This is a genomic window from Bartonella sp. AU18XJBT (assembly GCF_028618595.1).
Lineage (GTDB): Bacteria > Pseudomonadota > Alphaproteobacteria > Rhizobiales > Rhizobiaceae > Bartonella.
The window spans coordinates 1-24,273 of the sequence record NZ_JAQITE010000026.1; the positions used below are offsets into that span (position 1 = coordinate 1).

A 24,273-nucleotide genomic window follows, 5' to 3' on the forward strand; every position below is an offset into this window, starting at 1 on the left:
TTTGTTTTTTCGTAAATGAAACGTTCTTAAGCAAATGAAAGAATAATAAGCTTATAAAGCATCAGTTTCAAACGTTTAAACGTGCATTTAGAAAGCTTCTCATAAGCGTATTTGTACTTTTCTTTAAAACCTAATTTCTTTAAAAATTAGCCGGCTCAATTTTGAGTTGGCAATCTTAACCACCCCAATTTTGGAGACGTTACTTTAGAATAGAGCATTCTTTAAACATTGTTTCTTTTAATAAAAAGTGAGAAACCCCATGCCTTATGATGTTACAATGGTTTTGAAGTTTATTTGCTTATCTTTGTTTCAATAGGTGCCCCCAAATTTGGGGTGACTAAATTCACTCAGCCCATATTTGGGCTCTGTGCTTTAAATGTAACTTTTAAACGTTTTTTGATAGCTTGCTTTTATTCATTAAAAAGGCTTTTGATTTCATAAGATATAACGTTTTGAATTTCATATCTGTTGTGATGATAGGATCTGTATAATGCCTGCCTATCGTTTTCTAAATTTTTAGAAAGCGTTTTAAATATGATTTTGTCTTTAAATCTTTTTATGCACTTTTATAAATTAAACTTATAAGCTTATAATAGTTTCGCTAAAAATTTAGCGAAATTAAAAAAGTCTATATTACTAACTTCAATGCGATTTTTGAGTGATAAAAACGTATCATAAAATTTATAAACTGTTATGAATGATAACAGCTTTTCATTTCATTTGAATACACACATGCGTTATAATCTTTACATCATGATTTGCTTTTTATGCTCTATTCATACATGGCAATCTTATCTAAAAAATGGTCAAATGAAACATGCATAAAAATGTGGATTCATATAAAATAATTGCAAACAACATATTGACTTTATTGTGTTTTTTATGATAGTATGTCGCTTCATTTAGGCGTCTTGTTCATTGCAGAAAAAAATAGGTCTCCAGCGGACAATGCTTCTATTTTAATGTCTGATCCGCTCACAATACTGCTTGATGTCGTTATTCCACCACTCACAACACTATTAATACTGCCTTGATCCTCTTCTTTCGTATTTTTTTTCTGTTCGACATTGGTAGGCTCTAGAGCATTTAATTTTTTTTCTAAAGCGTCCATACGCTTTGAAATTTTTGTAATATCTTCATATGCTTTCTTCAACAATGCGTTTAAAGGAGCATGTCCCATTCTTCCGCTAGCATAAAGAACCACACGAATACATTCAGGATCATCGATATCAGCAATAGAAAATGGAAAAAGTGCCATTATATCCCCCTTTTTGATAAGCTAAACGCGTATTAAGCATTTGCATATCTTTTTCCGTTGTATGGTTCTTGCATGTCTCAAGAGAACCTCAGAACCTCAGAACCTCAGAACCTCAGAACCTCAGAACCTCAGAACCTCAGAACCTCAGAACCTCAGAACCTCAGAACCTCAGAACCTCAGAACCTCAGAACCTCAGAACCTCAGAACCTCAGAACCTCAGAACCTCAGAACCTCAGAACCTCAGACAATCATGTGAAAGGCTTTTGAAAAAAATTTCCTCATCGAAAATTTTTACAAGGTATTTTTTTAGATTATATTCTGTTTTCCACCTAAAATGATGATTTTACCAGCTGGAACCAAAGAAAAATGCATGATCACCTTGTAATGCTTTGTTGGCTTTCTCCAAAATGACAAAACCACCCCTACCGGTCTTTAAATAATGCCACTCGATAAACAACAGTCTGTCAATAATCTGGCTTCTTATCTAACGGATTTGACTCAGATTCCCCCTTCAAATGCATCCTTTCAAAGGCATCCCTGTCGAGAGTTATTCTACAAAAAACGCTATTTTAAGAATACGCACAGACGAAAGGCACCCCACGCATAAAGTTTTAACCGCACCTCAAACAATGGTATTTTACGACACAACGGGATAAACCATTGTCTTACAGATTTTCTCGTATCACTCTCATTCTGTTTCAAGAAGTTTCCTGACAAGTAAAAAATGCCATCTAAGAGAGTTCAATTACTCACCATGTGTTAAACGCATCACTAATCTGCTCTAGCCAACAGAGCGCCCATTTTGAAAGAATAAATGCTTTTTACATACACTCCAAAAAGAAGGAGAGAACCATTTTGCCTTTTCTCGCTTTAAATAGACATATCGTTGATCTCTTCCCGCCACCTCAAAAGACGAAGATTTTAGCCCCACATCGGTTTGTAAACAATTCAACTACTCTGAAAGAATTCCGTCTGCTGCTCACTTATATGATTCATTGGCATAAGGTTTAACCAAGCAAGACTTCCGCTGAATATATGTCTCTTCAATACTTAAATGGATCAAGTATTGTATGTCTTATTTTTCCTTATATCCCAGCTTCAAGAATAGTGTTTTAATGACAGTGTTTTACGGCATAATAGGATAAATTTTACCCATGGGCTTTTTGTCATCGCACACCAGTGCTTTAAACCCAGCGCTAAAAAAACGTATCACAATACCACAAGAGAGAAGCATTTTGGATAAAATATTGATTCATCAGCAAAAAACTATGAATAAAGAACGATTTTTGTTCGCTTTTACCCCTATCTTCGATATCACTGTCTTGATCCCCTAAAGAACAATAGGCAAACTTACCTTCAGACATCCAACAAAGGCAGCACAAAAAATAAAAGAATAAAGAGAGTTCAGTTTTTTCTAAAGCGCTTCAAAACTTTCTGCACAATATATTCTATAAGACTTTTTCTCATAACAGACATTTTGCAACCATTTTTATCTTTCTCTCTCTCAAAGCTTTCATTCTCAGGCTTTAACAGCATAAACCACCGCCATATTGACGGGGCGTGTTTCATCACCCCCTGTTTTTTGCAACAAGACCTTATGTTCATGCTCTCCCACAGGATCTGTCAACAATTTTTCTTTGAGAATTACAGATACATACTTTTGATAGCTACCCCAACCGTAGGTCATAATATAGCTGTTAAACGTTGGAAAACTATGTTGGTGTTTTCCTGTCGAATCTGTTTTTCCTTCGTGGGTATGAGATTTAAAAGACTCTTCTTGTCGGCTTCCCAAGAGACGTCCTTTATCAATTTCTTTTCCACTATCGAGCCCCCGTAAAAACATTCCACGCAAATCGGGAACATTGAATGTTGTTTGCCCGTCTCCTTTTCCCCACGTTTCCCCCAAAACAGCAAAGAGATTTGCATAGTTCCTTCGCGAATATTCTTTACCATCACAGAGTAACCATCCAGAGGGTATTTTTTCTGTAGCAAAAGTCCCGATAAATCCAGAAGAAAACGTTTCAGGTAAAGGAGGAAAGGGCGGAATTTCAGGAAGTTTTATAGTAGGATTGGTTAAAAACCAGCCATCAGCATTTTTTCCGGCAATATCACGCGTATAGACGATCTCATAAAGCCCCCCCTTTTGAATTTCCCCCCCTTTTAAAGGCATGATACCCTCTGGCGTTGCCATATAAGTTGGTCTTGGCGGCAATTGATTTAAAGAAACATTTGTTATTCCTCTGTTGACGCCTTGTGCTTTAAAGCGCACAACAATGCCATCCATATAAGTCTCAAAAAAAGACTTTGTCGCCAACCGAAGTGATGTCCTCTTGTTTTTCACATCGACAGTAAACTGTGTTTCAATCCCACCCCCATTATCCAATAAATATTCTTTGATGCGTTGCATCATAGCGCGGGCACTATCGTTGACTGTGCTTGGCGGTTGCCCTTCTGCCCAGTTTATACGCTCGTCGGCATAAGCATTTTCTGATGCGATAATTGACCAATCATAAATCGAACTCATAGAAGATACTCTTTTTTCAAAAAGGGAAAACGAGCAAAAAATGAAGAAAAGAAAGCCGCAATTTTATTTTTAGCTGCCGGTATTTTCTCCTCTTTCATTTTCTCCATTTTCAGTCCTATTTTGTCATAATCAACATGCAATAATTTTGTTTTTGCATTGACATAAACAGCTTCCGGCTTCACACGCAACACGTCTTGCGCCATAACACCCTGATAACGTTGTGGATTTCCTTTATAATTAAAGGTATAAAGTGGATATCCCTTTTTCTGCCCCACAAGGATAATATTTTCTTTTGCTCTCACATCACAAAGCCCTAAAATTCCGCCGACCAATCCAAGTACTTGCTGCGCATCACGCAATGGATCTTTTGTCACAGAAGGCATTGTTGTGGATTTTCCGGAAGTCGTTCCGTAATTTCCAGCAGCCTGAGTCCCGACCTGTAACAAGCTTTGCAATCGGTTCCAATCTTGATTATCTTTTTCTGACCATTTTTGGCGTTCAGCATCTAAGATATTTTGACGGTTTAAATCTTGAATCATGCCCCCTTTCAAAGCATTGCTTTGCACGTTACTCTGCCCTTGATAATAGCTATTTGCCGCATTAACCTGATCATTCTGAGAGCGATCAATCATCTGGTTTGCATTCATCATATTGTTAATATCTTGATTATATTGCTGTGCTGCAGCATTTGTTGCCAAGGCGCCTAGCTCATCAGCCAGCACACCGGTATGAGCCCCAGAGCCATAACGTCCTGCCCCAGACATCGATTGATTAATTGCATCGGAAGTTTTATTCAGAGCATTTTGCAATGCAGTATTAAATTTACTATTGCTTCCAATCCAGCTTCCCTTAGCCATATCGGAAAGATTTGTAGCGCTGTTGGTTGGTGCATTCAACCATTGCGTTACCGTTGGATTGTTATAAAGTCCTGCTGCTTGCTGTAAACCGGTCAGCGCATTTTTTGTCATATTGCTAAGACCAGCGACTCTCTCTCCCTGATAAACGTTTCCGCCAATTCCTTTATTATAAAGTCCAAGTGCATCAGCACTGGCTTGCTTAAAAATATCAGCCGCCCAAGCAGGTGGAGCATTTGTTTGTGTTGTTGTCTGAACTTGAGGTGTGGTTTTTCTACTCATGACTTGAGAACCTTTCTATATTGAATAAGATTACGAGAATATCCGTGATGAGCGAGCCTTTTCGCCCATCCAGTTCTTCCAAACATGTGCATTTCTTCAGCATTAATTGTTCGCGCCCATTTTTCGACTTCATCAATCAACTTGACCAATTTCAGCCCTCCCTCTCCAGCAAGATCAGAAAGAACGACGCATTTTTTCCCCGTATGGGCACTTTCAACTTTGGTTATTGCAAAAGCACTAAATTGGATTTTATTTTTTAAGACTAGCCACAATTGTGCTTGTCCTGTAGCGATTTCTTCAGCAACTTTTTCCAGACAAACATCATCTGGAAAGCGCTGAGCATATTTTTGAAACGCAGCATTAAGAGCCTCTTGATAGGGCGCTATTTTTTCCCACGGCCATTGATCTGTTAAATGAGCAGAATACAAATCTTGACTCTCTTGCATCATGATTTTGGCTCTTTTAGCTTTATCACTCATCTCCCCTTAAATAACATCCCCCCTACGCATTCCACACATTCCATGCCCCCCGCACAATAAAAGAAAAAAGCCCCATCATCCCTTTGTCACAACAAAGAGGAAACTTTCTTCTTTATAAAAATAAACCATGGGACAGCCTATCTTTCCTTTATCGCAGAAAAGCATGAAACATAACGCACCACCTTGTTCCTTTGTTTATAGAGGCTTGGGCCTATGGAACATTTATTCTTTAATAATAGAGGCTTTGGTCTATCACATGGTATTACAAAAGGGCATGCCTATCGCATACCGGCCCGCGTTAATTCCACATCAAATCCGGCGACATGCGTCCAATTCACCCCTTCAGGAATGCGCAATTTAAAGCGATAAAACCGTGCCCTTGCACGACAATGAATTTGTCCAGTATTATAAGAGGGCTGTTTTTCTGGTAACCAAACAGTTTCCTCTTCAAGAGACTGTCGAAAGCGCATTCCCACAGACAAATAAAACTTTCCACTATTGACTTGAGGCATAATATTTTTCACCCGTGTTATCATGCCATTTGTCTGCCCCATTTCTTGTGATGTCACCACACAAGCCATAGGAGAACCAGAAAACGAACCCAGTCTGCCCTGTTGATCAAATGCCCCCAGAATAGGCGATTCATTTTTCCAAACTTTACTATCGAGAGAAAAGGACAAATCATCAATATTCTCTGTCACAAAATCAAGACCTTCTAGGGTTGTTCCGGCTAAGAAAATAGGCAATATCATTTTGATATCCACGAGAGCTTTTGTCCATTTTTGCAATCCCCAATCATAAATGAGCAAGATGCGTTTATGAAGGTTCTCATCAGAATCAACCATCCAATAAACACGATTATACACCCCATCGATAGCCGCAGACATGGTATACAGATTATCCTGCCTTGATTTTGCGGTCATCGTCCGATCGACTTTTTCGAACCCAATGGGTATAATCTGTCCCTCATTTGTTATTTGATAAAACCCACCCTCATCGGCAAAGAATGCTAAATCGCCCCGACAAACAATCGATTCAGCATTTTTGGCGCCTCGTTTATCGTGGATTTTTTGGAAACTAAAAATAATCTTAGAGCCGGGAATAAAAGAACCGGCATAGATTGCAGAACGCATAAAGATAATTGGATTTGTTGTCTCGGTTGCCCCTTGGACGAATCCGCCATCAGGAAAATCTTGATAATCACAACTTTTTTTCCCAACAGTCCAAAATTCAGCATCATTTAATCCAGACCAATGAACCCGTCTTGGATACTCGGTTAATTTCATCAAACAAACGAAATCTCCCCAGATTCGAACAATCCCTGCCTGTGGTGGATTTCCTCCTAAATTTCTAAATGTTTTATCATGATTAATATCAATCACTTGTGGTTTATCATTAGCATTCACCGCAATGATAAAATCACCAAACAAAGCAAAAGACCACGGAGCATCAACATTAGCCAGATAAGATTTTCCTTTTTGGCTAATATCTTTCCAGTTCATTGTTGTATTATCAAGCAAGAAGATTTTTTCTCTTGTCCCAACAATAATGGAAACCCCATTTTTTGTTTTAACCGCAAGAGCGCCTAAAATTGGCTCCGGACAAGGCTCTGATAAAGGTTCAAAACTTGGCATAGGGATATAGGAGCCATCAGCCGGTAGCACATTAACAAGTTCATCGGTAAAAATTCCATTGATATCCGCCACATCGGGTCGATAATCAGCGATTGGGAAAAAAGCCATCAAGACCCCCATAAAACTCTTGAAGAGCCCAGTGCCATTCAAAACACCAAGGCTTATTGATAAAAAACCACAAAAGCCTTTAAAACTCTAAAGGCATAAAATTCAACAAAATACACAACCTTAAGCTGATCAATACATCGAAAAAAAAAGATACCACAAATAATCGCGCCCCCAACGCCATCCACCAAAGCCAAATTCAACTGCCCGCGCGCGCCCCAAATAACTGAGAAAAGAGCCTTAAAACTCTCCATAAAATCTTGGAAAAGCCTCGTACCATTCAAAACACCAAAGCTTATTGATAAAAAACCACAAAAGCCTTTAAAACTCTAAAGGCATAAAATTCAACCAAAACACACAACCTTAAGTTGATCAACACATCGAAAAAAAAGATACCATAATAAATAACGTACCCAACACCATCCACCAGCTCTTCATCATCATTACCCACTGCTCATCCAACCATAAGGAACAAAGCAGCCATAAACGATTTGGGAAAAAAGCCTTTTAAAAACGCATTGGACGAATCTTTGAAGAACCTTTTCGGCGCGATGTTTCAATACGCAAAGCTTGAAGCTGTTCTTGAAAATCTCTGAAAGAAACGGCAGCATATTCAGGATCTTTAAGAATATTTTTATAAAGTTCATATTTTGCCCGTGCTTTAATAAGATCAAAAGCATAAATCAACCAAGGATTATCATCCTCTTTTAGCTGTTCATCAGCAAAATGAACAGGAGCATAAGAAAGCTGTACAGTTTCCACATGTTCTGGTGTTGGAAAGAGACCTATTTTTTGATCAAGGCACGTATAAAAGAATGGCGTTCCTAGCGCAGGATGCATACCATATTGTTGATGCAACACTTCCAAGGGCTTAAAGAACAACTTTGTTGGCATTGCATTCTTTGTTGCTAAAAAGACACCCTCCAAACTCTTTTCTGATTCAATAAAAACCCCCTCTTCTTGCCCATACCATGTTTTACCACTTTGCGTTTTAAACGCCCTTTCTCTTTTTTCATTAAAGAAAAAGGGTTCGCGTTCACACAAACGCAAAGCCGTAAAAATTGAATCTTGAATTTGCAGGGAATATTCCGCTGTTGTATCATCAATTTCATCTTGAATAAGGGCGACCATATAAGCAAAAGTTTTAGAATGGTCTGACTGTGTAAGGTTTAGATTTTTGGGATCAGTGGATAAAGTGATCATAAGCCTGTCCTTGTTTCTGGAAGCATTTTAAATTTTCCCCCAACAGATCCCTCTTGTTGGGGGAAGTTAGCTTTCGCTTTAAGCGGGTGCTCCATAAGTTGGAATAACGATAGTGCCAAAATCCTGAGCCCCTTGCGTACTTCCTGGCAAGGTAAAGCAAGTTTTTTTCATACCAATAATGGTTTTTGCCGCAACCCCGAATTCTCTTTCATAGTCGAAGAGTTCTTCCACCAATTTATAGCGTGTTGCTCCTCGATCTTTACCAAAAGCAATCACAGCACTCTGCGCACCAAGAAGAACAGCACGACGCACATTTGGTACAGCTTTATTTGTCGTCCCAGACTCGACTCCTTCGGTAATATGTTCAGCTTCGCGCAAAACCACACCATTATACATGCCTAAAGATCCATCATAGAGCGGATTTTTGATACGACTTCCACTATAGATTGCCTTGGTAATATCGAGCCATTGCCCCGCATCTGTGTTGGTTCGCAATTGCGTCACTTGGGTTGGATGAAGGTAAAGCACATAGACATTTTCCCCATCAATCCGCACGGGTCTAATTTTTGGGTTTGCCAATTTAGCCCGTTCAACAGCTTTATCAACCAGATCAAGATCAAAAGTATCATTTTCTTTTAAATCTTCATCTTTTGTTTTTCCATTAGGGCGCAAAATGCGTTTATCGGTTGGTGCCGTTGGCGCATTAAACCCATAATGGACAGGTTTAAGATTAATCGTACGTCCCTCAAAGTTAATAGCTTTTGCAGTATATCCACACACTTGAATGAAGAACATCATACTCAAACGATCTGCATACCAATCAACCAAGCCATTTTTTGCCTCGGTGCGCAAATCATGGAGAATTCGTTGTTGATCAATCGTTCCCTCATTTTTGACACGCACAGCATGAACGAGTTCATTAATTGCCAAGCGATCATTGAGAAACTGTAAAGCTTCTTCATTGCCTTCCAATGTCTGGCCTTCACTCACCCCATCGCCTAGCAACTGCACACGCAAATTAAAGCTAATAGCATCCCCACTTGCTTTCGTGGTTTCATCTTTTAATTGCACGATACTGTTTGAATCATTTCCAATCAACGGTGCAATCGGAAGTGCTTTTGAGACTTCTTGGTTTAGTAATTTAGACCATGTGCGCACTGCCATTGGGTCATTAAGTCCGATATAAGTTACAGTCATTTTGTCCTCTAAAAGTTTTATTGACATAAAAAACCCGGCAAAGCGCCGGTTGTTAAAACACCACATTTCATTTCAAATGGTGAATAGTTTGTTCGTGAGTTTTACCTAATTTCTGTTAGCGTCTGCCTCCCCCTTATAAGAGCTCTCCTCACCACATCCGTATGCGCTAAAAGCCTCTTAACGTTCCCGCAAAAAACACGCCCCCGCACGCCATGTGCCAAAAGCCTCTTAACGTTCCTACAAAAACACGCCCCCGCACGCCATGTGCCAAAAGCCTCTTAACGTTCCCACAAAGAACACGTCCCCACACGCCATGCGCCAAAAGCCTCTCCACGTTCCCGCAAAAGCACGCCCCCGCACGCCATGTGCTAAAAGCCTCTTAACGTTCCCACAAAGAACACGTCCCCACACGCCATGCGCCAAAAGCCTCTCCACGTTCCCGCAAAAGCACGCCCCCGCACGCCATGTGCTAAAAGCCTCTTAACGTTCCCACAAAAAGCACGCCCCCGCACGCCATGCGCCAAAAGCCTCTTAACGTTCCCGCATTCTTGTTTTTAAAATTCTTTTCCCCCCATTAAGCGATTAAAAGCAGCTTTATTTTTAGGATCAGAAACCCAAGCGCTAAACTCTGCTTCTGACATTTTATCAAGCATCTCCAAAGAAATCGGTCCATTTGGTGTCAAGCCGTTATAAGCAGCAAGTGTACGTGCAGAATTGTGTCTTTCCTGTAAATTTTCATCCATGTTATTGGGAACATTTGTGTAACCAATTTTTTGTGCAATAGAGTAAATCACTTCAGCCGGATTTTGATTTTTTTGCGCACAATCGCGCAAGATCTGTTTCAACTCATCACCAATCAACGCATCAATATTTTTGGGATCTGCCATCTCAGGATAGAGCGAAGCGCAAGCTGCCAACTGTTTAGCCCGCGTTTCATAAATAAAATCAGCCGCTTGATCAAAATCATGATGTTTTTGTTTAACACTTGCAACAGACTGCTGAAAAAACGCATACAACTGTTCTGCTTCGCTATCCAGAGAAGGTTGTTGTTTTTCATTAACGAGTCCTTGTTTTTGGAGTGTTTTTCCCAACCATTGCATATAGCCCATAAAGTCTTTTTGCGGATCTGGCGGCCCAACCTCTTTTCCTTGAACTTCTTTTCCAACCTTTTGCGAAGAGTCCTGTTTTTGATGCATTTGCCCTTGGAAATTATCTTCAAGAGCTTTTTCTTCTCTTCCAATTTCACCGTCTTCCCCCTCTTGTGTTGAGAGTAGATAATCCTGTTTCAAATGGTTTTGTTCTGCCGGCGTTAAATGTTCTTGATCCATGACGTTAGCCTTTTCTTTTTTTAAACAATAAAATTAAATTTTTCAGATAAAACAGTTTGTGCGCATTGATCCCCAATGCCCTTCCTTCACTTGGGCTCCAGCATATCGACACCATGCTCCCCTGCCATGACACCAAAACACCATCTTCTCACCTGCTTCTCCCCCAACAACACAGCCCTACAAAAGTGAACTATGGAAATCGACAAGCTCTTTCTGCTCCCATCATTCCCCACCATGCACCCTCTCACATGACGGCAAAACGCCATCTCTTCTCTGCTTCTGCCCCAAAACGGACTGTCCAACAAAACAGCTCTTCTGAACCAAAGAGAGACGAATTGCACAACATAAGCAACATGGGTAACTATGGAAATTATGTAGATAAGCAACTTCTGATAGATGAAATTCATCCAAGAGAGCACATCATAAAGAATCCTATTGTTGAGCCTTTACTGTCTGCAACATCTGCATTATCTGCTCTGTTCCCACATTACCCCCCGTCTGCGCTGAGGCATTTTGCTCTTCTTGAAGAGAATTTTGCGCCTTTATCGCAATTTTATGAATAAGTGAGGCTGGTAAAGGCGAATAGCGTAAGAGATCAAGCATAATCTCAGGTGTTGCAAAATTTTGCATCAAAGGAAGCAATTGCATGATCAGAGCAAAAGTACGCTCTTTTTCATTAAGACTTGTTGGCGCATCATCCACGACAATATCATATTCCAAACTTGTCACCATTTCGCGTGTCAGTGGAACATACTGAGCATTTTCATCACCAGCAATACGAACCAGCCGCCCATCGGACAGATAATTTTGAATAAGATAGAGAATAATTTTTCCCTGTCGTTGCCGATATCGACGCAACCCATCAAAAAAGGAAGCCAAAAGATTAAGTGACGATTGTCGCCGTTGTTGTTCAAGAACACCGGGCTGATTAACCGCTCTTGTCCCAATAAATTCAGAAGACAACCCCGTCACCTGTTCAAGAGCGCTCTTTGCTTCATTAAACAATTGGAAAAAACCTTGCGGAAATTGTGCCATGGGTTTAGGCTGGATTCTTCCCCCAGACACCGCCCCACTTTTCAACCAAGTAATACTATCGGCTCTAGCCCAACTCTCGACGGCTTGTCGATCATCATCAAAAGCATCACGCTCTGCCATAATTCCGCCTTTTGATTGGCTATTGAGCAAATGCATCACTTGACTAAAATATTTGTTTGCCCACCGTTGGGGATCTTTTGTAGGGCGCACAAGTCCGTAAAAGTGCCGGCTTAACTTATCAAAAGTACCGGTAATACATTCCCATCCCAATTGATTGTGTGGAACCAAAGGCTTATCAGGCGCATCAAGCAGCTTTCTGCCCAAAAATGCCCGTTTAACAATTTTTCTATTCAACCTTGTTGCTTGAACATGAGGAAAGGTTTTGCTTAAATTTTGGAAATCTTGCTCTGAATAATCGATAAATTTTCCACTTTGAGGCTCGAGAACTTTATAAACCACCTCGCGTTCAAACCAGCGACATTCTGCCAATGTCACCATTTTAGGACGTTGATAGGTTCCCCCCTCTTCTCCTTGATACCCCCTCTCAGTCTGATAACTTTGCGTCATCCCATTGCTGGTTGAATGTAAAAAACTCTGATGTTTAACCCAATCAGCATTAAGATCACTCCAATGAACATTGGGAAACATTTCTTCAGCCACAGCAAGAGGTTTTTCATCAATATACCATAAACGTTGTGCATCAATAAGATTAGGCTTGACAGCACTCGCATCCCACACCATTTTCATCGGGTCTAAACGTGCAATGATTGGTTTTCCCTGTGGATCTTCTTCATAATCAAGGCGTGTATCTGTCCACCCCATTCCGCAAATAATTGCATCTTGAAAGGCATCGGAATCTTCGTATTCCCCATCGGCTTCATCACGAAACCACTCAGCCGCCCCTGTCAGAATCTGGTTTGCAAAGGCTGCTCCTTCTTGTCGTGGAATAAATTGAACTTGTCTTTTATTATTGCGCTCAGCCCCAATCACGGCATTAATTAAAGGCGCAATACGGTTAAAAGTCATGACCGGTCTGTTTTGTTCGTGCAAGACGGCCAAGTCTTGCTCATTCCATTGCCGTCCATTATAAAAATCGAAATCTTCTTGGGCATTTTTTCGCCATTTTTCGACATGAGCAATATCATCCTGATACCACCCCACGAGTTTTTTAAAGAGTGCTTGATTTTCAAGCGTTTCAATTTGATCAAAAGAAGAAAAAGTAGAATCTGTAGAAATATTCATTAAAAAGCCATCCATGACGTTTGAGAATGCTGAAACGAGCGATAAGATTTTTTTCGCGCTCTAGCATTTGGTTGTTCATAAGCCACACACATCAGTCCAAAGGCATCGGCCCCATGGCTAGCCCAATCATGTTCAGCCCCTAGTCCGATATTCCGCTGTTCGTCGCGCCTTTCATGATACCAAGCGAGTGCTTTTCTGCCTGCACATGTCGTTTCACGATTAAACCATAGTGCAGGAAACAACCGCCTTACGGCTTCGATACGCATTTTCACAGCGCCTGTTCCTTGATTAGGAATCACTTTAGTTTGAAAACCGGCTTGTTGAAGTGCACTTTCAAAACTCACATTATAAACACGATCTTTTGTTGCGCCATCATGGGGCAAAACCATGAGAGCCTTTTCATATCCCCTTTGAAAGACCCAGCCCACATGCTCTGAGAGAGGCTGTCCTTGGGCTTCATAATAATCGAGCACTCGGATTTCCCGTCCAATAAATTGTGCAACCCACAATGCGGTAGCATCAGCCTTTGCTCCTGTTCCCCCGATATCCCAAAAGATTCTCACCTGCATCAAAGGATCACGTGGAACGGTGGTAATCCGCCCTTCCATTTCAGCTTCGAGAAGACATTTCTGATAATAAGCGCCTTGGACAGCTTGGAGATATTCGCCTTCCCAAATATGGTTATACTGCTCTGGTCTTTGCTGCAAATCGTCCATTCGATCACGATTGAGTTTTTCAGGAAATTGCGGATTATCGCGCCAATTAATTTCTGCCCCTTTGATATGAGGATTATCGACATTTCGGAAACGTTTTTCCACAGGTGCATTTTCATGGCACGGATTCCATGTGACCCACAATTCTGCATTCCAATCTTTTCCTTCTTCGCGCAAAGTTGGAATAAGTGTTTGCCAAGCAGTTTCTGTCACCGGCTCCGCTTCATCGACCCAACAAAGGAAAACGCGCCCCATTGATTTAATACTTGCGATATTTCGATCAAGCCCAGCAAACACATAGACAATCCGTCCATCTTTTGACTTAATATATTTATCGCCGATTTCATAATAGTCTTGTAAAAAAGGATAAGATTCGATAGCGCGTTTAATTTCTTCCAAAGAACTTTCATTGAGAGAATTTTGAAATTGCCTTGCACAAAGAATAATCCCGCGTTCTCCAGCCATTCCATGGCGATAACCCACAACAGCTGACATCAAAGCAAAAGAACGTGTTTTCCCAGAACCCCGCCCTCCCCAAGCAGCTCGCACATCTGCTTTTCCAGTAAAAACAGGAATAAGCTTTGGAATAAGAGCCACTTGAGCCGTTTTCTGCTCAATTTTTTGAGAAATTTTCTGAACAATTTTCATTATAAATTTTCATACTTTAGCAATAATTGCGCTTCACCCTTTTGCTTATCCCAAGTTTAATTCTTCCAGAACCATTGAACGAAAAGAACAATTAAAGGAAAAGAACAATTGAACGAAAAACGCCCTTCTCAAAAGCAGCGCTTTACCTTCTCTTCATCCTAATACGCAATGAATTTCACTTTTTTGCATGAAGCCCCCCTTCAACCCCTTTGATCACTTTGGACCCCGCATATACACGATATGCACCCCCAAGGGTCCTTAAATCACAAGGTTCCCTATTCCCCCCCATCACCGCCCCACAAACACCGCGCCTGTCATCCCCCAACCACAAGCACGGCATCCCCCCAAATCATAGCCTCAGCACATGGCTCTCAGGCATATCCAAAACCCAACATCCTCAAACATCATGCCTCTCAAGCCTCACCAATCCACACACTTGTCTATCTCCCAAGATACCCCCACCAAAACACATGCATCCCGCAAGCATAATACTTCTCTCAAGTTTCACGCCCTTCACTCATCAAAACACTGTCCCCTATCCACCACACAAATCCCCTGCACCAAATCCCCTCCAGCACAAGCCCTTACGCCTCATTCACCCAAACCACTTCCAAGTATCACGAGCACCTACAAGCACGACAGCCTCTGCTTCAATCCCCTCAAGACAGGCAATCACCAAAGCAGCCCCCTTCCAAGATGTCACCCCGCATCATCCACCTCAGCCTAACATTTTTCAATATCACAAACCTCCGTTGCCGAAGGATCATGCTTTTCCGGTTCACTATTTTTTGCATTCACTGGTACAATCTCGATACGCGAAACTGTTTTAACCTGCCCTTCTCCAGACCCCTGAAGAGGCAACACTTTTGCCAGCAGCGAAAAAAACGGTACGGGATTATTCAGAGCATGATACTGAAGATAAGACACCAACCCATCTTCACCATAGTGATAACCAGCCTGCTCCGCCGCTGTCAGAAGAGCTTCATTAAATCGCTTTGTTGTTTTATTTAAAGCCCCTTTTTTCCGCCCTCTTCGACGTAAGGGAAGACAATGTTCATCTACCATCATCATGATCCTTCCAACTAAAGAGAAACCAAAACCTCAAACACAAAAAATGACATAAAAATCAGGAATAAAACCTCAAAAGCAACCAGCAATTAAAAAATGGGACACACCAAAAAAGATAAAAAACACCCACAAAGCACAAATTCTCTGCTCCATTTTCACGGATTTCCATTTTTACAGATCAACGTTTTTACGCTTTTACATCATTACAGAACGCAGCCAAACGAAATTTCCAAACCATTACCCCGCTCCACTTTGTAAACACGGGTCTGTTAACAATCTGATTTCTCGTCCATCAGATTCCCCTGCTGATTATTTTATATAGCTATCACGACACCTCAAAGAATGGTGTTTTATCAAACACGCCAGATAAGCTCTGGTCTACAATTCGACTTCAAAAAGCAAATTTTCCTCTGCTGGATAAAGCTTCCCCCCCCCACCGGTTTTAAACTATAATCCAACCTCTTACCCAATAAATTCGCCTACTAACATCAGATTACTGCCCCCAAGCAATCCTATTTTGACAGTATAAGAAGATAATGAGATAATTTTTAAGATACAAAGAATGCTCTCATTTTCCAAATCCGTTAATTTTTCTTGCCAATCCCTTGAAATTACTTTATCACTCAAAGGATATTTTGGTCGTCTACGCAGCGATCAATAAGGGATAGTAAAGCCCTAAGCTCTAGCGTAAGAATGAACCCACTTTGTGGGTGTCCCGGGATTCCGGGAGATTTTGCTATGTCCAGGTGTGATAAGCACTAAAAGCAAAAATGCTGACTAGAGCTCAGTACTTTACTACTCCCGGAATACCAATGCGAGGGCGCTCGCAACCGGAGGGGAGCTTGAAGTGCAAATTAAGAATTCACATTTCAACGACATTTCAATAGGTAAAAAAATCCGTCATAGAAGAATTTCAATGGGACTTTCTCAAAAGGAATTAGGAAGCCATTTAGGTGTCAGTTTCCAACAAATCCAGAAATACGAAAAAGGTTTAAATCGTGTAAGCGCAGGGTGTTTGCTCGAAATTGCTAAAAAACTAGAGGTTCCTATGAACTTTTTTTATGCGGACCTTTTAACAGCAGATATTTCCACAAAGGAACATGCCTTACACCACGATCAAGACACATACAGCGAAAAAGAACATGCCCTTTTAAAAAACTTTAGAGAGCTCAAAGCGAAAAAGCAGAAAGCAATCTTGTGGTTAATTTCAGATTAGACAAATTTCTGATTAAACAAAAGCGCACCTATCGACATCCCTCGCCAATATATCCAACACCCTTAAAATATAAGCTTCAGATCACAACACTTCAAAGAATGCAGTTTCATCAGACAAGACAGATAAGCCCTACCCTAAAATATTCCTTCACACACTTTTCTCCAGTCAACGCACTTAACACCCCTCTTCATCCCAGCTTTTCCCTGCTCCACTCACAAATGCATCTCTCCTAGTTCTCTGAACACATTCCATGCCATGATAAAATCATACACAAAGCCCAAAGCCTCCGCTTTACTTTTACAGATCAACGTTTTTACGCTTTTACATCTTTACAGAACAAAGCCAAACGAAAGGTTCACCACCCCGCACCGCTCTGTAAACACTGGTCTTGCAACAATCTGATTTCTCGTCTATCAGATTCCCCTGCTGATTATTTTATATAGCTATCACAACACTTCAAAGAATAGTGTTTTATCAAACACGCCAGATAAGCTCTGATCTACAATTCGACTTCAAAAAGCAAATTTGCCTCTGCTGGATAAAGCTTCCACCCCGCACCGGTTTTAAACTATAATCCAACCTCTCACCCAGTAAATTCCCCTACTAACATCAGGTTACCACCCCTCAAAACATCCCTATTTTGACAGTATAACAAACTAGCAAACATTTTAATTTTCTTGCCAATCCCTTGAAATTACCTTATGAATGAGCTCTGTAAGTTTGGTCGTCCACGCAACGGTCAAATAGGGATTTGAAAGCCCGAACGCTCAGTACATAAATTTATCCCGCTTTGCGGGTATCCCGGAATTCCGGGAGATTTTGCTGTGTCCAGGTGTTTTCAACACTAAAAGCAAAAGGCTGACTGAGCTCAGTGCTTTCAAACTCCCGGAATACTCATGCGAGGGCGCTCGCAACCGGAGGGGGGCTTGAAGTGCCAACTAAAAATCCACATTTTATTGACATTTCTGATTAAGCAAAAAACGAGATTTATAATCCATATTTTGCACTTTTTTAAAAAGTACCCAATCTTATAGTCTTTGATATTATTTTAATTGTTCTTGCCAATCCCTTGAAATTACTTTATCACTCAAAAGGTGCCTTGATCGTCCACGCAACGATCAATAGGGAGTTGAAGCCCGAAAACTCAAACGTTAATTTACCCCACTTTGTGGGTGTCCCGGAGTTCCGGGAGTTTTTGCTATGTCCAAGTGCCATGAGCACTAAAAGCAAAAAGCTGATTTGAGTTCAGTGCTTTCAACCTCCCGGAATACCAATGCGAGGGCGCTCGCAACCGGAGGGGAGCTTGAAGTGCAAATTAAGAATTCACATTTTAACGACATTTCGATAGGTAAAAAAATTCGTCATAGACGCATTTCAATGGGGCTTTCCCAAAAGGAATTAGGAAGCCATTTAGGTGTTAGTTTCCAACAAATCCAGAAATACGAAAAAGGCTTCAATCGTGTCAGTGCAGGGTGTTTGCTAGAAATTGCTAAAAAACTAGCAGTTCCTATTACCTTTTTTTATGCCGATATTACTACAAAAGAAAATCTCTCAACAAAAGAAAATGCCTCTCACCATGATCAAGACACCTATAGCGAAAAAGAATATGCCCTGTTAAAAAACTTTAGAGAGCTCCAGCCGAAAAAACAAAAAGCAGTCTTGTGGTTAATTTCAGATTAGACAAATTTCTGATTAAACAAAAGCGCACCTATCGACATCCCTCGCGACTATCCCCCTCTGCCTAAAGCCTTGCCCACCTGATACCCCCACATCTCCCCAAAAATGCTCCACGGCACCGGTTTACGGCATCATCGAATAACAAACTTCAAAAATAAGATGACAGACATCAAAATCTTGGGAAGACACTCCCCCACTCTCACAGAATTTTATCAAGAAATCCCATCTGATTTAAACACACAATTCCGATTGTATCATTATGATACCTTTTTACATTTACCTTGTCAAGTTTTATATTTTTCTTTTGATATTTTTGTGTTTTTCTTTAAGGAAGCCACAACCCTCAAAACACCTCTCTTGCAAAACGCCATTCCAGTAAAATACCCCTCATAGAAAACACCATATCCAAAACAACAAGAGCTAAAATAGGAGTGTCCCTAATAAGATCACCCCTAAATAGGATTACTATTGTATTTCTTATTCACCCACTTATTAAAAAAAACATCTCTCAATGCTTCTCACACCCATTTCACGGATATCCCCCATATAAATACAGACGCAACTATAATTGTTAAGTTCCGCATAGAATATAAAAGCTAACCACATTTTTTCTCTCTTCACACCTCTTTACACATCACCCCTGCAATCTGTTCACAGCTATTCCAACACTCTCCTCTCCAGCCAACACACGAACAGCACTCTTCATTTCCCCTTCAATTTTCACACTCTTCACATCCCAACTCTTCCCTCCCTTCACAAAAACACTTCCCCCAGTTACTCTGACCACATTCCATACCAGACAAAAGCCCAACGTGACAAAAAACACGCACAATACACAAAGCACAAATCCCCCGCATCACTTTTACAGATCACCATTTTTACGCTTTTACATCTTTACAGAACAAAGCCAAACGAAAGGTTCACCACCCCGCACCGCTCTATAAACACGGGTCTGCAACAATCTGATTTCTCGTCTATCAGATTTTCCTGCTGATTATTTCATATGGTTATCACGACACCTCAAAGAATGCTGTTTCATCAGACAAGACAGATAAGCCCTGCCCTCAAATATTCCCCCCACACACTATTCTCCAGTCAACGCGCTTAAACACCCCTCTTCATCCCAACTTTCTCCGCCCCATTCACGAAAACACTTCCCCCCAACCCTTCTCACCCCTCGACGCCATGACAATATATTTATTTATAAGAAATAATTTAGTGTTATTGATACTGATTGAGAGTTCAAAACATCGTAAGATTCTCTCATTTCAAATCTCTTCCATGTTGAATCAATCAAAATCATTCGCTTGCACCTCAAAAGCGGGGGAGAGCCCGTATGGATAAAAAACGATTAAAGAAGGAATAAAAATGGCTCTTATGAACCATCTCAAGTGCCAAGGGCTGTAGCCAACACCCACGAGTTAGCAAATATAATGATAGTACCGCTTGATCTTTTATGAAGCATAAAGATAGGGGTGCTCAATGGATTTATCATTATACCATGACAAAAAACACGCACAATACACAAAGCACAAATCCCCCGCATCACTTTTACAGATCACCATTTTTACGCTTTTACGTCATTACAGAACAAAGCCAAACGAAAGATCACCACCCCGCACCGCTCTGTAAACAAACCCAGATTTTTGCCTAGTAGCCTTACAGTCTTCAGACACCCCTCCTCAAACAACAGCACTTCATCAGGCTCAACAAATCAAGCCCTGCCCTCAAATATTCTAGCTCTTCACTCCCCCCTCAAAGAGCGGTATTTTTACATCATGAACAGGATAATTAACGAACCGTCTTATAAAAAAGAAACGGCATAGAAATATTAGATATATCAATGGTTGTCATCGACTGTCGTGTTAAGAGGTGTTAACTCTTTATTTTTCTTAATTTTTACAACGCCAATCATTCCAGTAGAAATAATGAAGGCAGACATCGCTAAAAAGGAGCTTAACAATCCCACGAATGCCAAAAGTCCAGCAATAAAGCCAGACATTGCTTCCGCAGAGTTCGCTAAAGTTGAAAAGGTTCCAAAACTCTTACCAAAATCTTCACAACGAGAGTATAATTGAATGGCTGAGACTAAACTAATATCCACAAAGGCACCAATAAATCCTAAAACAAATGCTAGCCCTAAAATTAGTTTTAAATAAATTTCTGCAGCTAAGGGCATAACAAACAGAATAACCCCATAAAGAAGCCAAAATACCATAAGCTTCAAAGATGTAACCTTGAATATAATTTTATGATATAACAAACCACCGACAATAGTTCCAACAGCCATGAGAGAAAAAATATAACTCACAAGGCTTTCCTCTCCACCCACAGAAAGCACAAAAGCTGGAATTAAAAATCTTAAAATAGCCCCCGTAAAGAGAATAGCAAACGACGATCCAACCAGCGTAATAAATAAATGTTTATTTTCAGTAGAAATATATTTAAGATAGGAAGCCGTTTCTCGATAAATATTTAAAAATTGAATGATTTATTCTCATTTGAATTTAAATTCATGAGATTAAATAACACTATAATAGATATAAAATAGGTAAAAAAATCAAAAATGAGTACTGCCGATTTATTTGCTAAAAAAAGCAGTAGGGAACATACCAAAGGACCAATAACAGATGCAGTTTCAATTATAATTTGAGCAACGCTATTTGCCTTTGTAAGATCCTTTGCTGAAAACATCCTAGGAATAGCAGCTTGAAAACTTGGTTGAAAAATACTTCTTCCGATCGTTGTACCTATTGCCGCGAAAATAAGCACAATAATATGCGCAGTCCCTGTTATAGTGGTTATCAAAACGAAGAATGAGGCGAATAATCTCACCAATTCACTTAAGATCATATTTTTCTTCAAAGAAAAATTATCCGCTAACCAACCTCCTATAGGGCCAAAAAAGAGAAAAGGGATAAATCGAAAAAAATACACAAGACCTATAAAAAAGGTGTTATCAGTTAATTCTAAGACCAGTAAAACAAAAACAACTTCATAAGCATAATCACCAACTTTAGAAATAAAGAGAGAGCAAAAAAGAGCTAATGGACTCTTTTTTAAAAATAAATTCATATCACCCACCTGATATTAAACTTTTCTACAGTTAAAGTTACACGCCTTTTAATATAATTAGTGATATGAACTTCAAAGGACCGCCCAATCAGTGTGCAAAATACCCCCGCCTAATAAAGTATCCCATACCTAATATCACCCAAAAGAGCAATGTTTTAGGGCATGATTGGATAAATTTATCATAGAACAATGTCTTAACAAAAAAATCTTGAGATATTATCTAGTATCGCGGACAAACAAATAACTGTCGTTTAACAAAGAAATCCTCAGATAACACAGAATGCTTGAAAACAGAGGCTATTTAAACATTGAATACCAACACAATGTCAAAAAAGCATGACTTAACTAAATTTAAAAAACTTAAACAGAAAAAAATCAATTAAAAACTTCAAAAAATATAGGTCATTTAAGAGAAAAATGCTATAAGGTTAAAAAAGCGAGATCGCTCATTCCTATACCCCGCTCATTCCTATACCCCGCTCATTGCTATACTAATGACAACATCACGATCTTAACTTACGTGTTAGGAAAGGAATCTTGCTGACTGCCCATTTTGGATTAACAGGTCTATTGCTAATTTATCAAATGAAACAAAGGTTTCACCACCTAGCCAATGCCCTTATAAGATATAATTCCATCAGCAAAATCTCCACCAGCCTCAAGAATAGCAAGTCCTGCTTTAACAGCAAGTCGATTCATGACGACATTACCAGTTGCTAGCAGATCGCGTAACATTCCAGCTGCATCTTCTTTTGATAGTCTTGCACCTCAGCAAAGTATCCAAACAAGTTCGCATAGACAAGGTAAAGAAGTAGCGATGAGAGAAGCTTCTCTTAAGATCTTACTTGCTATTTTCCCTTGCTTTTATCATCTTGTAAAACAGCGCGGGCTAGAACATTTGTATCTACAGAAATCTTCATTTTTCCCCCGCCCAACCAGAAGCAGCAATTTCGTTCATTTCTTCCACAATCAGTGTTTTTTTAACTTTTCCAGCAAATCGTCCGATAAAGCTCTCAATTGTGCTTGTAGGCTGTGCTGCTTTTATACGAAGTTCACCACCTGGTAACTTATCAAAGTTGATCCGCTCACCTGGTTTAACACCAAGGTGCTGGAGTAAATCCCGCTTCAGCGTCACTTGTCCCTTTGCTGTAACAGTTAATGAAGACATAGAAAAACCCTCTTCATATAGGTATCGCTATTGAATATATATAATAATGAAAAATTCAATTACTTTCTTAAAATTGCCAAAGAGCTACAGGGCTGAGCCTAAACGTGAGGAATTGTAAAATATATTCGTTTTCATACCGGAATATATGCCTGATTATACCCGAAAAATACGAGAACTTGAACTCCTCTCTGCCTTAAACAACGGTGCTTTATAGCATAAGAGAATGTGTTGAATTGAAGATGATCATGTTCCATCATCCATTAGCCACTGACACAAGTACGATCAATACGAAAAGCTTTTAAAGCAAAAAAACGCATATCATCGAAAAAATGAGAGAGCCGTGCATTTTACGCATCCTTCCCCTTTTCTCTCCCATCACACACTTAACAACTGAACACCCCTCTTCCTCTAAACTTCCCCCTCCATTCACGAAAACACTTCCCCCAATCCTCGCACCACATTCCACGCCCCCAAAAGTCCAACGTGACCAAAAACACGCACAATATATAAATCCACAAATCCCCCGTTTTGCTTTTACAGATTCACATTTTCACGCTTTTACACATTCACAGAACAAAGCCAAACGAAACTTCCACATCACCACTCCACACTGCTCTGTAAACAAGGGGCTGCAAACGAACAAAGCTTTTTGTCCAGTACCCTTAAACTTCAAATCCCCCTCAAACAACAGCACTTCATCAGGCTCAACAAATCAAGCCCTGCCCTTCAAATATTCTAGCTCTTAACTTCCCCTTCAAAGAGCAATGTTCTACAGCATAATAGAATAGAAAATTTTTGATTTTTCTTGCTAATCTTCTGAAATTACTTTATCACTTAAAGTGTAATTTTGATCGTCTACGCACCGATCAAGAGGGATTAAAGGTCCTAAACCTTAGCGTAAAAACAAACCCGCATTGCGGGGATTCCGGGAGATTTTGCTATGTCCAGGTGCTTCTCAGCACTAAAAGCAAAAAGCTGACTCGGATTCAGTACCTTTAACTCCCGGAATACCAATGCGAGGGCGTTCACACCCCCAGCGGGGGCTTGAAGTGCCAACTAAAAATCCACATTTTTCGACATTTCTGATTAAGCAAAAAACGCGATTTATAATCCATATTTCTCACTTTTTTAAAAGTACCCAATCTTATAGTCTTTGATATTATTTTAATTTTTCTTGCCAATTTCCTGAAACTACTTTATGAATTGATCTGTGTTTTGATCGTCCACGCAACGGTCAATAAGGAGTTGGATTCCTTAAAACTTAACACATAAACAATTATGGCTATCCCGGAAATTCCGGGGGCTTTTGTTATGTCCAAGTGCTATCAGCACTAAAAACAAGAGACTGTTTAAGTTCAGTGAATCCAACCTCCCGGAATACCAATGCGAGGGCGCTCGCAACCGGAGGGGGGCTTGAAGTGCCAACTAAAAATCCACATTTTATCGACATTTTGATAGGCAAAAGAATCCGTCACAGACGCATTGCAATAGGGCTTTCCCAAAAAGAATTAGGAAGCCATTTAGGTGTCAGTTTCCAACAAATCCAGAAATACGAAAAAGGCTTCAA

General features: G+C 40.1%; 16 protein-coding genes and 3 pseudogenes. 3 read left to right on the plus strand and 16 right to left on the minus strand.

All coding sequences use genetic code 11. The features are described from left to right. Nucleotides 1-1,060: 1,060 nt before the first annotated feature. The 12 genes and pseudogenes from PVV60_RS10860 to PVV60_RS07395 all read right to left on the minus strand — a co-directional run. A pseudogene (locus tag PVV60_RS10860) lies at nucleotides 1,061-1,258 on the minus strand (hypothetical protein); the annotation flags it as partial. Nucleotides 1,259-2,777: 1,519 nt separating this feature from the next. Further along, entirely contained in the window at nucleotides 2,778-3,782 is a 1,005-nt protein-coding gene (locus PVV60_RS07345) for a phage tail protein (RefSeq protein ID WP_273724032.1), read from the minus strand. Next, nucleotides 3,779-4,918: a tail fiber domain-containing protein gene (locus PVV60_RS07350; RefSeq protein ID WP_273724033.1), complete on the minus strand. Its 1,140-nt coding sequence runs from the start codon at nucleotides 4,916-4,918 to the stop codon at nucleotides 3,779-3,781. Before PVV60_RS07350 ends, PVV60_RS07345 begins: the two co-directional genes overlap by 4 nt. Further along, a complete protein-coding gene (locus PVV60_RS07355; RefSeq protein ID WP_273724034.1) occupies nucleotides 4,915-5,397 on the minus strand; it encodes a hypothetical protein in 483 nt (160 codons plus the stop codon). Before PVV60_RS07355 ends, PVV60_RS07350 begins: the two co-directional genes overlap by 4 nt. 278 nt (nucleotides 5,398-5,675) lie before the next feature. Beyond that, nucleotides 5,676-7,139 (minus strand): hypothetical protein, encoded by a 1,464-nt coding sequence (locus PVV60_RS07360; RefSeq protein ID WP_273724035.1) that lies wholly within the window; start codon nucleotides 7,137-7,139, stop codon nucleotides 5,676-5,678. A gap of 504 nt (nucleotides 7,140-7,643) precedes the next feature. Continuing rightward, on the minus strand, nucleotides 7,644-8,339 hold the full coding sequence (locus PVV60_RS07365) for a hypothetical protein (RefSeq protein ID WP_273724036.1): 696 nt from the start codon (nucleotides 8,337-8,339) through the stop codon (nucleotides 7,644-7,646). Nucleotides 8,340-8,417: 78 nt separating this feature from the next. Continuing rightward, nucleotides 8,418-9,536 carry a N4-gp56 family major capsid protein gene (locus tag PVV60_RS07370; protein WP_273724037.1) on the minus strand — a complete coding sequence of 373 codons (1,119 nt, stop codon included), beginning with the start codon at nucleotides 9,534-9,536 and terminating at the stop codon, nucleotides 8,418-8,420. 554 nt (nucleotides 9,537-10,090) lie between these two features. Next, nucleotides 10,091-10,864 (minus strand): hypothetical protein, encoded by a 774-nt coding sequence (locus tag PVV60_RS07375; RefSeq protein ID WP_273724038.1) that lies wholly within the window; start codon nucleotides 10,862-10,864, stop codon nucleotides 10,091-10,093. A gap of 86 nt (nucleotides 10,865-10,950) precedes the next feature. Then, the gene (locus tag PVV60_RS07380; RefSeq protein WP_273724039.1) at nucleotides 10,951-11,130 is read right to left on the minus strand and encodes a hypothetical protein; all 180 of its coding nucleotides are present in this window, start codon (nucleotides 11,128-11,130) and stop codon (nucleotides 10,951-10,953) included. A 166-nt stretch (nucleotides 11,131-11,296) separates the two neighbouring features. Further along, nucleotides 11,297-13,156 carry a portal protein gene (locus PVV60_RS07385; protein WP_404977301.1) on the minus strand — a complete coding sequence of 620 codons (1,860 nt, stop codon included), beginning with the start codon at nucleotides 13,154-13,156 and terminating at the stop codon, nucleotides 11,297-11,299. Further along, nucleotides 13,141-14,502 carry a PBSX family phage terminase large subunit gene (locus PVV60_RS07390; protein WP_273724041.1) on the minus strand — a complete coding sequence of 454 codons (1,362 nt, stop codon included), beginning with the start codon at nucleotides 14,500-14,502 and terminating at the stop codon, nucleotides 13,141-13,143. Before PVV60_RS07390 ends, PVV60_RS07385 begins: the two co-directional genes overlap by 16 nt. A 723-nt stretch (nucleotides 14,503-15,225) precedes the next feature. Further along, nucleotides 15,226-15,567 carry a hypothetical protein gene (locus PVV60_RS07395; RefSeq protein ID WP_273724045.1) on the minus strand — a complete coding sequence of 114 codons (342 nt, stop codon included), beginning with the start codon at nucleotides 15,565-15,567 and terminating at the stop codon, nucleotides 15,226-15,228. 850 nt (nucleotides 15,568-16,417) lie between these two features. Here PVV60_RS07395 and PVV60_RS07400 point away from each other — a divergent pair. After that, the gene (locus tag PVV60_RS07400) at nucleotides 16,418-16,786 is read left to right on the plus strand and encodes a helix-turn-helix transcriptional regulator (RefSeq protein ID WP_273724042.1); all 369 of its coding nucleotides are present in this window, start codon (nucleotides 16,418-16,420) and stop codon (nucleotides 16,784-16,786) included. Between the two features lie 1,308 nt (nucleotides 16,787-18,094). Further along, nucleotides 18,095-18,466, plus strand: a complete 372-nt coding sequence (locus tag PVV60_RS07405; protein WP_273724046.1) for a helix-turn-helix transcriptional regulator — start codon at nucleotides 18,095-18,097, stop codon at nucleotides 18,464-18,466. A 631-nt stretch (nucleotides 18,467-19,097) separates the two neighbouring features. Here the strand turns inward: PVV60_RS07405 and PVV60_RS07410 are convergent. The 4 genes and pseudogenes from PVV60_RS07410 to PVV60_RS07425 all read right to left on the minus strand — a co-directional run bounded on the left by PVV60_RS07410 (nucleotide 19,098) and on the right by PVV60_RS07425 (nucleotide 22,706). Continuing rightward, nucleotides 19,098-19,250, minus strand: coding sequence for a hypothetical protein (locus tag PVV60_RS07410; protein ID WP_273724043.1), 153 nt, complete (start codon nucleotides 19,248-19,250; stop codon nucleotides 19,098-19,100). Between the two features lie 1,053 nt (nucleotides 19,251-20,303). Continuing rightward, nucleotides 20,304-21,538: pseudogene (locus tag PVV60_RS07415) on the minus strand (MFS transporter). Between the two features lie 523 nt (nucleotides 21,539-22,061). Beyond that, nucleotides 22,062-22,458, minus strand: a pseudogene (locus tag PVV60_RS07420) (type II toxin-antitoxin system VapC family toxin). After that, nucleotides 22,455-22,706 carry an AbrB/MazE/SpoVT family DNA-binding domain-containing protein gene (locus PVV60_RS07425; protein WP_273724044.1) on the minus strand — a complete coding sequence of 84 codons (252 nt, stop codon included), beginning with the start codon at nucleotides 22,704-22,706 and terminating at the stop codon, nucleotides 22,455-22,457. Before PVV60_RS07425 ends, PVV60_RS07420 begins: the two are co-directional and overlap by 4 nt. Before the next feature lie 1,358 nt (nucleotides 22,707-24,064). Between PVV60_RS07425 and PVV60_RS07430 the strand changes: the two genes are divergently transcribed. Then, a partial coding sequence (locus tag PVV60_RS07430; protein ID WP_273724047.1) for a helix-turn-helix transcriptional regulator occupies nucleotides 24,065-24,273 on the plus strand: 209 nt, incomplete at its 3' end.

Coding starts and splice junctions, on each gene's coding strand:
- PVV60_RS07345 (WP_273724032.1), bottom strand. CDS start 3,782: ATGAGTTCGATTTATGATTGGTCAATTATCGCATCAGAAAATGCTTAT.
- PVV60_RS07350 (WP_273724033.1), bottom strand. CDS start 4,918: ATGAGTAGAAAAACCACACCTCAAGTTCAGACAACAACACAAACAAAT.
- PVV60_RS07355 (WP_273724034.1), bottom strand. CDS start 5,397: ATGAGTGATAAAGCTAAAAGAGCCAAAATCATGATGCAAGAGAGTCAA.
- PVV60_RS07360 (WP_273724035.1), bottom strand. CDS start 7,139: ATGGCTTTTTTCCCAATCGCTGATTATCGACCCGATGTGGCGGATATC.
- PVV60_RS07365 (WP_273724036.1), bottom strand. CDS start 8,339: ATGATCACTTTATCCACTGATCCCAAAAATCTAAACCTTACACAGTCA.
- PVV60_RS07370 (WP_273724037.1), bottom strand. CDS start 9,536: ATGACTGTAACTTATATCGGACTTAATGACCCAATGGCAGTGCGCACA.
- PVV60_RS07375 (WP_273724038.1), bottom strand. CDS start 10,864: ATGGATCAAGAACATTTAACGCCGGCAGAACAAAACCATTTGAAACAG.
- PVV60_RS07380 (WP_273724039.1), bottom strand. CDS start 11,130: ATGGCGTTTTGCCGTCATGTGAGAGGGTGCATGGTGGGGAATGATGGG.
- PVV60_RS07385 (WP_404977301.1), bottom strand. CDS start 13,156: ATGGATGGCTTTTTAATGAATATTTCTACAGATTCTACTTTTTCTTCT.
- PVV60_RS07390 (WP_273724041.1), bottom strand. CDS start 14,502: ATGAAAATTGTTCAGAAAATTTCTCAAAAAATTGAGCAGAAAACGGCT.
- PVV60_RS07395 (WP_273724045.1), bottom strand. CDS start 15,567: ATGGTAGATGAACATTGTCTTCCCTTACGTCGAAGAGGGCGGAAAAAA.
- PVV60_RS07425 (WP_273724044.1), bottom strand. CDS start 22,706: ATGTCTTCATTAACTGTTACAGCAAAGGGACAAGTGACGCTGAAGCGG.